The 12,581-nt window shown below is 48.9% G+C and carries 15 protein-coding genes; 9 read left to right on the top strand and 6 right to left on the bottom strand.

Annotation, left to right across the window (positions count from 1 at the left end; all coding sequences use genetic code 11):
• Positions 1-19: 19 nt before the first annotated feature.
• The 3 genes from N836_RS64265 to N836_RS64255 form a co-directional block, all read right to left on the bottom strand.
• Positions 20-988 carry a DUF3086 domain-containing protein gene (locus tag N836_RS64265; protein WP_023075378.1) on the bottom strand — a complete coding sequence of 323 codons (969 nt, stop codon included), beginning with the start codon at positions 986-988 and terminating at the stop codon, positions 20-22.
• A gap of 44 nt (positions 989-1,032) precedes the next feature.
• A complete protein-coding gene (locus N836_RS64260; RefSeq protein WP_023075377.1) occupies positions 1,033-1,428 on the bottom strand; it encodes a DUF3119 family protein in 396 nt (131 codons plus the stop codon).
• Positions 1,429-1,519: 91 nt separating this feature from the next.
• A complete protein-coding gene (locus N836_RS64255; RefSeq protein WP_031293835.1) occupies positions 1,520-1,783 on the bottom strand; it encodes a DUF3146 family protein in 264 nt (87 codons plus the stop codon).
• 154 nt (positions 1,784-1,937) lie between these two features.
• Between N836_RS64255 and N836_RS64250 the strand changes: the two genes are divergently transcribed.
• The 3 genes from N836_RS64250 to N836_RS64240 all read left to right on the top strand — a co-directional run bounded on the left by N836_RS64250 (position 1,938) and on the right by N836_RS64240 (position 4,642).
• Complete coding sequence (locus tag N836_RS64250; protein ID WP_023075375.1) at positions 1,938-2,918, top strand: NAD(+) kinase; 981 nt, start codon at positions 1,938-1,940, stop codon at positions 2,916-2,918.
• An 89-nt stretch (positions 2,919-3,007) separates the two neighbouring features.
• The gene (locus N836_RS64245) at positions 3,008-3,715 is read left to right on the top strand and encodes a hypothetical protein (RefSeq protein ID WP_023075374.1); all 708 of its coding nucleotides are present in this window, start codon (positions 3,008-3,010) and stop codon (positions 3,713-3,715) included.
• Between the two features lie 120 nt (positions 3,716-3,835).
• Positions 3,836-4,642 carry a hypothetical protein gene (locus N836_RS64240; protein WP_031293833.1) on the top strand — a complete coding sequence of 269 codons (807 nt, stop codon included), beginning with the start codon at positions 3,836-3,838 and terminating at the stop codon, positions 4,640-4,642.
• On the opposite strand, the gene N836_RS64235 is transcribed toward N836_RS64240, so the two are convergent.
• Positions 4,639-4,968 (bottom strand): DUF3082 domain-containing protein, encoded by a 330-nt coding sequence (locus tag N836_RS64235; protein ID WP_023075372.1) that lies wholly within the window; start codon positions 4,966-4,968, stop codon positions 4,639-4,641. The genes N836_RS64240 and N836_RS64235 overlap by 4 nt on opposite strands.
• 101 nt (positions 4,969-5,069) lie before the next feature.
• Between N836_RS64235 and rsmA the strand changes: the two genes are divergently transcribed.
• The 4 genes from rsmA to N836_RS64215 all read left to right on the top strand — a co-directional run bounded on the left by rsmA (position 5,070) and on the right by N836_RS64215 (position 9,445).
• Entirely contained in the window at positions 5,070-5,933 is an 864-nt protein-coding gene (gene rsmA / locus N836_RS64230) for a 16S rRNA (adenine(1518)-N(6)/adenine(1519)-N(6))-dimethyltransferase RsmA (RefSeq protein ID WP_023075371.1), read from the top strand.
• A 78-nt stretch (positions 5,934-6,011) separates the two neighbouring features.
• Entirely contained in the window at positions 6,012-6,959 is a 948-nt protein-coding gene (gene ispE / locus N836_RS64225; protein ID WP_023075370.1) for a 4-(cytidine 5'-diphospho)-2-C-methyl-D-erythritol kinase, read from the top strand.
• 317 nt (positions 6,960-7,276) lie between these two features.
• Positions 7,277-7,771 (top strand): GNAT family N-acetyltransferase, encoded by a 495-nt coding sequence (locus tag N836_RS73770; protein WP_023075369.1) that lies wholly within the window; start codon positions 7,277-7,279, stop codon positions 7,769-7,771.
• Positions 7,772-8,539: 768 nt separating this feature from the next.
• A complete protein-coding gene (locus N836_RS64215) occupies positions 8,540-9,445 on the top strand; it encodes a LysR family transcriptional regulator (RefSeq protein WP_023075367.1) in 906 nt (301 codons plus the stop codon).
• 137 nt (positions 9,446-9,582) lie between these two features.
• On the opposite strand, the gene N836_RS77960 is transcribed toward N836_RS64215, so the two are convergent.
• The gene (locus N836_RS77960) at positions 9,583-9,717 is read right to left on the bottom strand and encodes a hypothetical protein (protein WP_023075365.1); all 135 of its coding nucleotides are present in this window, start codon (positions 9,715-9,717) and stop codon (positions 9,583-9,585) included.
• Positions 9,714-10,070 carry a hypothetical protein gene (locus N836_RS64205; protein ID WP_152532249.1) on the bottom strand — a complete coding sequence of 119 codons (357 nt, stop codon included), beginning with the start codon at positions 10,068-10,070 and terminating at the stop codon, positions 9,714-9,716. Before N836_RS64205 ends, N836_RS77960 begins: the two co-directional genes overlap by 4 nt.
• A 178-nt stretch (positions 10,071-10,248) precedes the next feature.
• Between N836_RS64205 and N836_RS64200 the strand changes: the two genes are divergently transcribed.
• Both N836_RS64200 and N836_RS64195 read left to right on the top strand, forming a co-directional pair.
• Positions 10,249-10,671: a heavy metal-responsive transcriptional regulator gene (locus N836_RS64200; protein WP_023075363.1), complete on the top strand. Its 423-nt coding sequence runs from the start codon at positions 10,249-10,251 to the stop codon at positions 10,669-10,671.
• A 310-nt stretch (positions 10,672-10,981) separates the two neighbouring features.
• Positions 10,982-12,581: two-partner secretion domain-containing protein (locus N836_RS64195; protein ID WP_023075362.1), on the top strand; the 1,600-nt coding region annotated here is incomplete at its 3' end.

Below are 12,581 nucleotides of genomic sequence, written 5' to 3'. Positions count from 1 at the left end.
CCCATGGACTAGTTATAGACTAGTAATAATCATCCTGGATTGGATTCGTCGGATCTGGTGCAAACACCAGCCACAAGGGGAAACGCAACGCCGCCAATGGCAATTTATCCTCCGATTCATCAATGATCAGCAGTGGCAGATAACCATTATCTAGCAGTCGCTCAGCTCGTTGCACCATAGATTCTGGCACCTCAAACAGCATAATGCCCCGATTTGAGCCAAAATCAGCCCGTGAGACCCCCAAGCAGTCCTGCAGCCAACGCCGCCATTCCCCCAAACGTTCAGGCGTATTAGCCAGCACCATTGTGCATAAACGGTCGCCATAGAGCGCATAGAGTGCTGATATGGCCCCCGATGCCACCAACACATTTTGCAGCCGACTGCCCAGACTCTTGACCGCCCCCCGTCCCCCTTGGGTAAAAAACCAATTGGATACACGGTCAGCATGGATCGTTTCAAAGGTGCGCCGTAGCTGCCAGGGAGGACCGTAATAATCCGGTCGGGTGCGATATTGATCGATCAAACTACGCACCCGCTCTCGCTGTTCTTCAAACCGTTGTATGGAGAATGCAGTCGTCGCCATATCGCTAGCAGGTGGCTCAGGAATGGCAGCAGAACGATAAGCCCCCGTCTCAGGTGGCGACGACTTTGGCTCAGGCGGTACCAGATCTAGCTGCTCAGCCGATGTGGCTAAATCCTGCAAACTACCGACTAAGTACTCTTTGAAACCCTGTAGCCGCACAGCCAAGTCCTGGGATGCACCGGCAAAAGTAGTGCGCATTTCTGCCTGAATGCGATCGCGACGTCGTTCTAACTGTTCAACTTCCTGCTGTAGCGCCTGGCGACGAGATTCTAAATCCTGCAGCCCAGCCTGCACCAAGCGAGCAATATCAGCATCCACGCTGCGGCTGGACGATGCCCGCAAAGGTGGCAAAGGCATATCCTTAGATGGCTTATCAGACGAATCAGCAAACTCTTCAGGAGGCATAGTTTTAACGTGCTCTTTTGTTTTTCGGCGTTAGTCACAGTTGACTAGCGGTCTAACCCCACAGTTTCACAGTGTTGGTTCAATTGATCCCGCAGCTCAACCGGATTAAATAGCATCGGTAAAAAGTGAATACTCTTCACCTCACGAAAGTAGAACAAAATCGGCACTGGCGACCAAAACACCGTCCAACTCTGCCACTCAGCATAGGGAAATTGCCGTAAGATCGTCGTTCCCCGGCACACCTGCAATTCCACATCAGTAAACGTTAGGCGAATAATCGTTGTTTGCACAACAAGAAACAGCCCCAATAGGGCAATCACCAAGCCCACCCAAGTTTGCACAAATACTAGACACAGACCAATGAAGAGAATCGACAAGGATAGACGATAGTCGGGACGGAGTGTCGCACCTTGGGAGGACGCAGAAGATAAGGTTGCCATGACAAAGCACTAGTTAAAGGCATATTTATTGGGCACTTTAGACTACTTTACCGACAAGCGTTATGACCGCCCCAAAATTTCAGGGTTGCCCTTATAGCTGAGCGCGAATCGTAAATGAATAGTCCCCACCGGGCTCTAGCTGATAGTCAAACCGTTCTAAAAACCGGCCCAGGGGTTCCTGAATCAAAGCACGCCCAAGTGATGGCTCCACCCTCAGGTGACCACCACGAAATTTCCATTGAAACTGCCAGGCAAAATCATTAGCGCTTACTTCGCCTTCAAGTTTGCCATGTTGCCAGGATTGATAAGTAATGCGGACGTGGGCGGTAGTTTCGGGTAAACGTTGAGCAGTCACAGGCACATTATGCAGAAGAGGGCTTTAGAGTTAAGATAGCCACCTCTTTGCTTGAGAGCTACCCTCTAATGCAGAAAAATCAGATCCGCTAAGGGTAGCCAACTGTTCAAGAAAGAGCTAAAGACGGTAGCCTAAAGGATATCGATTAGGTCGGATGTTGAACGTGCCCTCGGTTTCTAAAAACCTTCCCTATCAACAAAACCCCCCTGAAAAGATTGGTAAAAAGGTTGGCATCATTTATAACGATGTCAAACCCGTTGCCTGTCAAGTTACTCAGGAGTTAACGGCCAAACTTGAGGCGTATGGTTGTCAAGTAGCGACGGCAACAGGACTAGGGGGTCTACTGGGCTATGCCAATGCCAACAAACCCGCCACGTTAGCCCCCATTGAATCACTGGTTCCCAAAGAGTTTGATGACTCGATGGATTTTGCCATCGTACTGGGGGGTGACGGCACTGTCCTATCCGCATTTCGGCAAGTAGCTCCGGCGGGTATTCCCCTATTAACCGTCAATACAGGCCATATGGGTTTTTTAACTGAAACCTATCTCAATCAGCTGCCCCACGTACTCGAACAAGTTCTGGCCGGTAATTATCAGGTGGAAGAGCGCACTATGGTAGCGGTGCGACTGATCCGAAATAACCAGTCTGTCTGGGAGGCACTGTGTCTAAATGAAGTGGCCATCAACCGTGAGCCACTGACAAGCATGTGCCATTTTGAAGTCACCATTGGTCGCCATGCACCGGTTGATATTGCCGCAGATGGCATCATTATTTCGACACCGACGGGGTCAACCGCCTATTCTTTATCGGCAGGCGGGCCAGTGATCACACCAGGGGTACCAGTTTTACAGCTGATTCCAATTTGCCCCCATTCCCTAGCCGCTCGCGGGTTAGTTTTTCCCAGTGCCGAGCTGGTAACGGTATCATCGGCCAATCCGGACCCATTGGTCATGGTCGTTGATGGTAATGCAGGCTGCTATGTAGCACCCGGGGATCGGGTGTGTTTGCAGCAGGCTAAGTTTTCAGCAAAGTTTATCCGCCTCAAAGACCCAGAGTTTTTCAAAGTACTGCGTGAAAAACTAGGCTGGGGACTCCCCCACATTGCTAAACCCACTTCGGTAGAGCTGCCCTAGTTAACATACGTGGAACCATCGCTGTCAGCCTATGGGGAAAGGGACTACTGATTTATGTATATCTAACTGTTCCCCTGTGTGTACGTTCTATGCCCTCTGCCAATTCTGATCCGTCGAACGTATCTCCATCAGAGCCCTTGAATACTGGTACTAACGTCTTATTTCAAGGTTCTACTAAAAAACTTTTGTGGCTGTGGGTAGGAGCCAATGGGTTGGGGTTTGCGATCGCTACCCCCTTGAGCTTCTTACTTAGTCTCTCGCCATCCCCCTTTGCCGCCCTGTCAGTTGCAGGTTTTATTGTGGGAGCGATCACTGGGCCACTCCAAGCCTTGGTGCTCAAGCGTCAGCTACCCAGGCTCAAAATTTGGCAGTGGATACTGGCCAATATTATCGGTAGCTACCTAGGCTCATGGATCGGCCTATTTGTATTTGGCCTCGTATATGCCTTGGTGCAATCGATCAACGGCTGGAGCAGCGTTTTCAATGTAGTTTCATGGCTTCCCATGATGCTGACCTTTGCACTTTATGGAGCCGTCATTGGCATCGTAGTGGGAGCGGCCCAGCTTGTCAGCCTGCGACAGCATGCTCAGAAGCTACGCCCTTGGTGGGTTGCGAATCTCCTAGGTCGCACCCTGGGCTGGGTCAGCGCTAGCATATTGGGCCTGATGCTGCCAGAGACCTTCGGGTCAGCAACGTTTCTCACTACCTGGGGAGTGCTCCTCGGTGCCATTGGCGGTGTAGTGTATGCAGGAACTACTGCTCAGGCAATGCTAAACCTCAAACCTCAAACCTCATAGCCTGAGGGATAATGCCTTCGCAAATAAAATTCATGACCAAAACAGGATGTATGGCATGCTTACAGCCCGTTTAGTTCAACAGCTTAAGTCTCCACTACAAATAGCTAACGAGTGATGACCATGACTCAACCCTTAGTGGATTCAATTGGTCATACATTTATCCTTGCCTATCGAGAGCAAACTGAACCATTGGCCACATTTCTCAACAGTGCCGGGTGTCAGGTTGAAGTGCTACGTCAAATCCATCGTTCAGAGTACAAAACCTACTCCCGTAGCTACCTGTGTTTGCTGAATCATCGCAAGGCTTGGGAGCAAGCCCTGCTATCTGAAAAACCCACGCTGATTGTGGAAGCAGACTTTGTACCCGTGGCTAACTTTGCTGAGCTGCCAGCCCCCTTTGACCCAGCTGACAAAAATCTTGGTATCGCCTGGCTCTACACCTGTGCCGCCCAGATTTATAACATTACCGACCAAGGCTATGCCCAGGGATATTCAACCGCTATGGTGGCCTATATAGTCACAAAAAAGAGTGCCTGGCGGCTGATTGAGCTGGCCGAAGCGATTCAAGCAGACCCTGGCCCGGAAACCTATACTCCCTGGGATTCAGGCATTGAGTATTATCTGCGCGATCGCAACTTCCACAACTATGTCCCCTGGCGTAACTATGGCGAACATGGCGGCATTCCTAATCCTGAACATCGGCAGAACAATCTCAGCACCACCCATCGAGCTGATGTTCTCTATGGACCACTAGCCTTTGACCCACCCTATGGTGAACTCTTTAAAGAACGCACCTATGGTCGCATCAAAGGTCTGGGGCGGTTGTTGCTCAACAGATATTTGCGGGGTCCCGTCCTGCGGGGCTCGGCCCATCCAGGCAGACTGTTACGATTTGCCATTGGACGGCAGTTAACCCTACGGCTCTAAACCGTCGCATCCTGGCCCGTCAGCTTTTTGATCGTCAGCTGCACCCCCAGTAAAAATAAACCCAGGGCAGCAATACCGAACACACCAGCTCCCAAGGCAACAATGCCCACCACCAGGGTGCGAACAGCCGCTGAAAGATTGATCACCGTCAGGTTGTCAGAAGTGACAGGCTTGTTAGCAAAGGTGGTTGCGATCGCAATCATCATGCGATAGACCAGAATCGCCAAGGTGCCTGCCACAAAGGCACCACTAAAGCAGCTCAGTGGAGAAACCTGTTTACGCTTGTCCGTGGCACTGTCATCAGCAACCTTTGGCAAGTCAGCCATAACCAAAATCCAAACCCATATATCTCAGTTTACTAGCAGTCTCCCCCTGCCCTGCTGAACCACCAAACGCTAAAATACAGTCCCTTTCTTCTTAACCCGTTATGCCCCGTCCCCGTAAACGGTTTGGCCAACACTGGCTGCGCGACCCACAGATTTTGAATCAGATTCTGGCGGCGGCAGAGCTATCCGACACCGACCGGGTGTTAGAGATTGGTCCAGGTCAGGGGGTACTCACCAAAGGGCTGGTACCGTTTACCCAAGCTGTAGTGGCTGTGGAGGTCGATCGAGACCTGGTGCGTCAGTTACAGCAACAGTTTCAGGCATCTGAGCGCTTTCATCTAATTGCAGGTGACTTTTTAGATATTGATTTAACAGCAGCTTTAGCCGACTATCCCAATTTTCAATCGCCCAATAAGGTCGTTGCCAACATTCCCTATTACATTACTGGCCCAATTCTAGAAAAGCTCCTGGGTCGGATCCGACAACCCAATCCCCATCCCTATGAATCAATTGTGCTGCTAGTGCAAAAAGAAGTAGCCGAGCGGCTATACGCTGAACCAGGGACCAAAGCCTTTAATGGGCTGTCAGTGCGAGTGCAGTATCTGGCAGACTGCGAACTGATTTGTCCGGTGCCAGCCAAAGCATTTAAACCAGCTCCTAAAGTGGAGTCTGCTGTCGTGCGACTGCGCCCCCGGCCATTTCCCCAACAGGCTAACAACCCTAAACTACTGGATACCTTGGTAAAACAAGGCTTCTCTCAAAAACGAAAGATGCTCCGCAACAATCTGAAGAGCCTTGTTGATCGCGAGCAGCTCACCCATATTTTTGAAACTATGGATATTGATCTGCGGGTGCGGGCAGAACAACTCAGCATCGGTAAATGGGTTGGCTTATGTAACCATATCGAGGCCCTAACTGCGGAAAGTGAGCAATCCCCACCCCCACAAGACATATCCGTCCCGTAAACGTTCGTCGTGAATCGATACGTTTAACTCTGCAAAGGAATGCGATATTGAGTAGGCTACGTCCAGTCCTAAGGGTTTATGACAACTTACACGTTGCTGTCAGCAGCCAAGATTAATCTGTACCTAGAAATCATTGGTCACCGCCCTGATAGGTTTCATGAAATGGCAATGGTCATGCAAAGTGTGGATTTGTGCGATCGCATCACCCTGACCAGCCTAACGATGCCCACCCAACGCCTGCACTGTAACCATCCCCAAGTGCCGACTGATAGCTCTAACCTAGTCCTAAAGGCAGCTAATTTACTCATTAGCAAGTTTCCAGAACTCGCCAATCGCGGCGTTGACATCACCATTGAAAAAAATATTCCAGTGGGAGCAGGGCTAGCGGGAGGTTCTGGGAATGCAGCCGCCACTCTGGTAGGACTAAATATGCTTTGGGAATTGGGTCTGACCCAAATCGAACTAGAAGAACTTTCCGCCCAGCTCGGTTCAGACATCCCCTTTTGCATTCGGGGTGGCACCGCCATCGCCACTGGTCGTGGTGAAGTCCTTGATCCCATTGATAGCCTCAGCGACCTGTATGTGGTCCTGGCAAAGTACGAAAGCCTATCTATTTCAACACCCTGGGCCTACAAAACTTACCGGACAAACTTTAGCGATCGCTACGCCGACATTGCCAATAGCGCTACCCTGCAAGAACGTCAGCAGCGTGTGCATTCAGGTCCCATGGTCACCGCCATCACCCACAAGGATGCTCAGGCCATCGGCTCGCATCTCCACAATGATTTAGAGCGGGTTGTATTGCCAGCCCATCCAAAAGTGCAGCAGCTGCGCGATTGCATGGCCAGTCATGGCAACCTAGGCACGATGATGTCTGGTTCTGGTCCCACTGTTTTTACCCTGGCGACCACCCAGCAAAGCGCCGATGAAATCATAGGCAAGGTCCAAACTGACTTACCCGATCCTGACCTCAAACTATGGTCAGCCTGTTGTACAGCCACAGGAATTCGTTTAGAAGCGAACTAAAACACCGAGCCCTAAAGAGGGCCATAAACTGTTAAATTTGGCCCAGAAAATTTCAGCTTAACTGAGCATCAGCCAAGATAGAACATAGCAGACGTTTACCTATAATGATCCCCACCCCATCACAGCTAATCTATGGGCAGGGTGCCGGGTATTATGCTCCATACTACGGAAAGTTACCGTAGAAGTTATAGTCGCTTGTATCGTAGTCGCACTACCCTGGATATCAGAGTTTCGTTAACCAGTCAGCTCACTGACTGATTAACTCATCCCTTTTCTATTTCCCAGCAGCCCTACCTCTAGGCTCATATCATCAACGGATGCCCCTCGTTTTTCGCTCTATCGACCTTGCAGCCCATGCCGAACTCTGTGTTCATTTTCGGCGTGATGCGTTTGTCTGCAGTTTTGAGGATGGAGAAAAACGGTTTGCCCTCGAAAGCGGCGAACATGCCCAGGCTTATCTCAACTGGCTAAGCAAACGCATTAATGCTTGCCCAGAAAGCTGTGTTCATGTCTTTGATGGCCAGGAAATCATTGGCCAAATCGAGACAGAACTGCGAGGTCAGGAAAAATTGGGTTATATATATTTGTTCTATTTGATCCCCAGCCGGCGCAGACAGGGCCTTAGCAATCAGTTGCATGCCTATGTCATGCAACTATTTCAGGAAGTTGGCGTCATTCGAGCCCAGCTGTCAGTCAGCCCGACTAATCAAACAGCGATTAATTTTTACAAACGCCACGGCTGGCAAGATCTAGGACGCAGGCCAGGCCACACCGACATTAACCTGATGGAACTCGCCATTGAGGGCACCTAAACTGACGAACTCATTCGCCATTGATGCCGTTGCTGATTTAGAGGATGAACCGATCGATTGAGAATGCCATCCAGTGCAATCTCTAAGAGACAATCGTACCGGGGATCAGCAATGCTCTTTTTAATTTACAAGATTATAAAATCATACTGAAGAATTAGACAGACATCGTCCATATTTTGAGCGATGAATATAATTGTTGCAGTGTATGTAAACACGCAGATTAGCATTACTGATGTGTGCAGGGTGCGGCTTGGCATTCTTATGTGCGAATATGTTAGCCTGCTGTTTGTATTCACTCCTGACCTTTCCAAACTCAAATGGGTGCGGTTTTGCAGGCCATCTAACCAGCCACAGGTATTTTCAGCTATTTAGCAAGCTTTACCTCAGGAAAATTTCACCAATTTGGACCGTTTTTGACCTGAGCCTGAGCCCACCTGGGGATGATGTATCGAAAAGGCAACTTTTTGCATGATTAACCTGAAAAGTCGACTGATCTGGCTCACTGAAACAGTAGCGATGGGAACTGGATTGCTGATTTTACTAGCTTGCGTCTTTGACTGGCTAATCTAAAATATTTTTCTAAATTCAATACAATGCTCTAATCCCAGGTGTAAAGTCACCTGGGCTACGTTTTTTTGTAAGCTGCTTGGCAGGAATTTCTTTAGATTCCCCATGGCTTGTATGCAGAAAATCGATGATTCTTATAGAGTTAGTTGCGATAGCCTGGCATTGAGGGTCGTAGGGCTCGATAGTGAAAAGGCGTAGAGCATGATGAATCTAGGGAAACTCAGGCTGTCACAGTTGCGGGCGTTGGTTGCGATCGCAGCCACCCAAAACTTTAGTGAAGCGGCCCTGGAGCTAAATCTCAGCCAGTCCACCATTAGCCATAGTATTGCCACTCTAGAATCTGAGCTGGGCATCGTTTTAGTCAATCGTGGTCGTCACGGGGCCAGCCTTACACCTGTGGGCGAGGCCATCTGTGCCAAGGCTCAGCAAATGCTGCAGCATCTGGATGACATTGGGCGGCTAGCCTCTCAGGCACGCGGTGTGGAAGGCGGTCAGGTCCGGATCGTTGCGTTTCGCAGCATGGCCAGTAATGTCTTGCCAAGTGCGATCGCCAAGCTCCATGCCATCTATCCCAATATCCAGGTCACCATTACCGAAATGGATGAACTGCGAGAGTTTCAGCAAGCCCTGGTTGAAGGTAAAGCCGATGTCTCGGTAGCCGAGCTCCTACCGGAGGAAGATTTTGAAACACTGCTGGTCATTAATGATCCCTGCATTGGGTTAGTCCCCTTCAACTATCCCATCGATACATCTCAGCTCACCTGGGATCACCTGTACGAGTATCCGTTGATCACCTCAGTCCACGGCAGCTGCACTCACCGGCTCAATCGTGCCCTTAAGCAAGTGGTTCCTCCTGTCGAGGTGGACTACCGCGTCCGCACCGATAGCACAATTGTGGGCATGGTCACCCAGGGTCTGGGCATTGGTCTTTTACATCAGCTATCGGCCTACCCCATCCCTCAAGATGTGCGAGTGATGCAACTCCCATTTCAGATTTTTCGGCCCCTGGGCGTGTCATGGCTCAAAGAGGCCCTGCTTTCACCAGCGGTCTATGCGTTTCTAGATGTATTTAAGACCCTGCCACTAGAAACGCATCCAGCGGCCTAGGATCGCCGCCGAACAGGCATGTTTATCCACATCAACAATCCAGTAATCACCAAAGTTAATAACCCCAAAGCATTGAGAATAGGGTAGATAAATTCCAGATTGATGATGCCAAACTTGCCACGATGCAAATCAAGCAATCAAAGAAAGTCGCTAGCACGGTTGGCAGCGATCGCAAATTGAAAGGCGGTTCCAGTGGTCAAAGTAATCAATAGCGGCAGCACCATAAATGGGACCAAGGCACGATGGAGCTGACGAATTTGGTAAGCCTTCATAAACGGGTTTGTAGCTGCTTTCTGAGTGTGATTAGTAACCAAGGGAAAATCAAGACCAGACCAAATAGGGCTTCAGCCCATCCAATCGGAAAACTATCCACTAATATAGTTGCCGCCGGTAAAGACTCCCCTCCCTCCTCAGCAATCGACTCCACTGTATTAGCCTCAGAATTGATATCAGTAACATCTGCGTCAGAGTTAGTTGGTTCAGCAGCGGTATTGGGCTGCCCTTCTGCCGCAGTTTCTGCTTGGCTTTGCCCATGGTGGTGACCATCATGGGCTACCGCTGGTGGCGCTGCCAATAGTCCAAATGCCAGAACACTAACGGCTTTAATTGTAGAGTTAGTAGTCATGCCTTTATTGCCCCCCTCATGCCGGTTGTTCATCAAACCAGGTTTTTCAACTCAGCAGGTACTGCCCTTAGCGTAACGTCAGCACAACGTCTGGACTAAATCAATTTCCCAAGACACCATAAACTCTATATTTGACTATAGGGTTTATGATCAGATTAACTCGCTAAAAACATTGACCATGGCTGTTCGGTTAAAAATCGGTGAGGTGGCAAAACAGACCGCTCTTGCCGTAGGTGCCCTACGTTATTACGAAAGTTTGGGGTTACTCACTTCAGAGCGCGGCGACAATGGCTATCGCTATTACTCTCCCGATGCTGTACAGCAAGTACAGTTTATTAAAAAAGCTCAGGCAATTGGTTTCTCGCTAGAAGAAATTGGTGAAGTCCTGAATTTACATAAGCAGGGAGATACTCCTTGTGGGTTAGTACAATCTCTTTTGCAGGAGAAAATTGATCAGCTAGAGTCTCAAATTCGACAGATGACAGAGTTTAAAGCGGAACTAGAAGACTATCGCGATCTTTGGGCATCAAGACAGCCACAGACGTTGCCAGGAAATATTTGCCCCTTAATTGAAACAGTTAGCCTAATCCGAAATTCTTAGGACAATTTTTCATTGCCTCAGTTTTTTTAACTGTTGAGATTTTACAATTCTCTCTCTTAATCAAAAAGAGAGAATCAATGGCGTAGCAATATTTATCTCTCACGGGGCACCAGATCTTCCCATTCGCAAATTACATAATACAAACAGGCTACAAAGGCATTGGCCCGAGATATCGATTTGTAACTTGAATATTTCCCAAATAGAATTTTTCAGCGAAAATACGTGAGCTGGCCCAAATTATCTACAGTTGTAGGATGGCCGATCTACTCAAGTTATATACATTACAGTCAAGGTGTTGGGAGATGGGCTCATGGGCACTTCGGGTAAGACTGTTTGGGTAACTGGTGCTCAGCAGCAGAGCTTAATAGCATATGCACTGGTATCGTCTGTAGTCGCAATCTGCAGCTACGGCTCTGTAGCACAAGCGCAGCCCACTTCCGATGGCACCTTGGGGACTACAGTCACACCAGATCCTTTGGTCAATAACCGTTTTCTGATTAATGATGGTACCCCAGGAGGCACAAACCTATTTCACAGCTTTATTGATTTTAGTATTGACCCAGGTCAGCAAGTATACTTTGCTAATCCTCTTGGCTTTACCAACATTCTAAGTCGGGTAACGGGGCCAGATTTTTCCAATATTAATGGGGTATTAGGCGTCTTAGACGAAGTCAACAATGCAAATCTATTTTTACTAAACCCTAGAGGTGTCGTCTTTGGACCACAAGCAGAACTAGATCTGAATGGTTCATTTAGAGCGAGTACAGCAGACAGTATTGGGTTTGCGAATGGGGGTGAGTTTAGCTTATTAACTACAGCCACTGAACTGCTCACATTTAGCACGCCGTTGGGGGTACAGTTTAATGATCAACCCCAGGGCAATATCAGTAACCAGGGTAATTTAGCCGTTGGCGCTGGTGAAAGTCTGACACTATTTGGGAATAGCATACTCAACGATGGCTCCCTAGTAAGTCCAGGGGGTACTGTGCAGGTGTTAGGTAACCAGGTTGACTTTTCCAATCTGGCGTCTATTGATGTTGTTGGGAATGCAGGAAACGGGACGGCTCTGATTGCAGCGGATGAAATCAACTTTGCCCTGGGTTCTAGCATCTCAGGAACAGGAACACTAGTACTACGACCCCTGTCACCTGATCAAAATATAATTCTCAATGATATAGCAGACACAGACAGTACTACTCTCGACCTAACTGCCACAGATCTGACGGCTCTAAACGACGGCTTTACAAGTATTACCATCGGCCAGGACGATAGCACGGGGAGCATTACGTTAGGCGGAAATACCACCTTCAGCGATCCTGTTACTCTCCTTACAGCTGGAACCATCAACACCACTGGCGGCAACCTCACTGGTACCGATAACGCCAGTCTCACCCTACAAGGCAGTAATGTTAGAACCAACGATATTATTGGCTTTAATGCCCTTAACATTGACACTGATGGAGATATCACCCTTGGAGACTACACTGGCACAGCCTTAAAGGTAGAAACCATGGGCAGCATTCAAGCGGATAATCTTCGCATTACTGGCCCCGATATCGCTTCAGATGACACTTTGCTGGCCACTAGTCGAGCAACAATTCTCAACGCTGGAATCAATTCAACTACCGGTGGTGACATTACAGTCAACAGTATTGATACCTCGGATAGCACAGGAGGCGATGGGGGACCAATTATTCTGGATGCTACGGGAAATATTACTGTCTTAAATAACTTGAACTCGTACTCGTACTCAGACTCAGGTGATGCTGGTGATGGGGGTAGCATTACCATCTCTTCTGTCTCAGGCGATATCATCACCAATGGAAATATGGACTCGTACTCATACGCATTCTATGGTGATGCTGGTGATGGGGGTAGCATTACCATCTCTTCTGTCTCAGGCGATATCA

It is taken from the genome of Leptolyngbya sp. Heron Island J (assembly GCF_000482245.1).
In the GTDB taxonomy this organism is placed as follows: domain Bacteria; phylum Cyanobacteriota; class Cyanobacteriia; order Phormidesmidales; family Phormidesmidaceae; genus Leptothoe.
Note: the sequence above shows the minus strand (reverse complement) of the source record. Positions and strands in the feature narration are given on the sequence as shown.

Coding starts and splice junctions, on each gene's coding strand:
- rsmA (WP_023075371.1), top strand. CDS start 5,070: ATGCCCCGTCCCCGTAAACGGTTTGGCCAACACTGGCTGCGCGACCCA.
- ispE (WP_023075370.1), top strand. CDS start 6,012: ATGACAACTTACACGTTGCTGTCAGCAGCCAAGATTAATCTGTACCTA.
- N836_RS64260 (WP_023075377.1), bottom strand. CDS start 1,428: ATGGCAACCTTATCTTCTGCGTCCTCCCAAGGTGCGACACTCCGTCCC.
- N836_RS64245 (WP_023075374.1), top strand. CDS start 3,008: ATGCCCTCTGCCAATTCTGATCCGTCGAACGTATCTCCATCAGAGCCC.
- N836_RS64250 (WP_023075375.1), top strand. CDS start 1,938: ATGTTGAACGTGCCCTCGGTTTCTAAAAACCTTCCCTATCAACAAAAC.
- N836_RS64235 (WP_023075372.1), bottom strand. CDS start 4,968: ATGGCTGACTTGCCAAAGGTTGCTGATGACAGTGCCACGGACAAGCGT.
- N836_RS64215 (WP_023075367.1), top strand. CDS start 8,540: ATGATGAATCTAGGGAAACTCAGGCTGTCACAGTTGCGGGCGTTGGTT.
- N836_RS64240 (WP_031293833.1), top strand. CDS start 3,836: ATGACTCAACCCTTAGTGGATTCAATTGGTCATACATTTATCCTTGCC.
- N836_RS77960 (WP_023075365.1), bottom strand. CDS start 9,717: ATGAAGGCTTACCAAATTCGTCAGCTCCATCGTGCCTTGGTCCCATTT.
- N836_RS64205 (WP_152532249.1), bottom strand. CDS start 10,070: ATGACTACTAACTCTACAATTAAAGCCGTTAGTGTTCTGGCATTTGGA.
- N836_RS64265 (WP_023075378.1), bottom strand. CDS start 988: ATGCCTCCTGAAGAGTTTGCTGATTCGTCTGATAAGCCATCTAAGGAT.
- N836_RS73770 (WP_023075369.1), top strand. CDS start 7,277: ATGCCCCTCGTTTTTCGCTCTATCGACCTTGCAGCCCATGCCGAACTC.
- N836_RS64200 (WP_023075363.1), top strand. CDS start 10,249: ATGGCTGTTCGGTTAAAAATCGGTGAGGTGGCAAAACAGACCGCTCTT.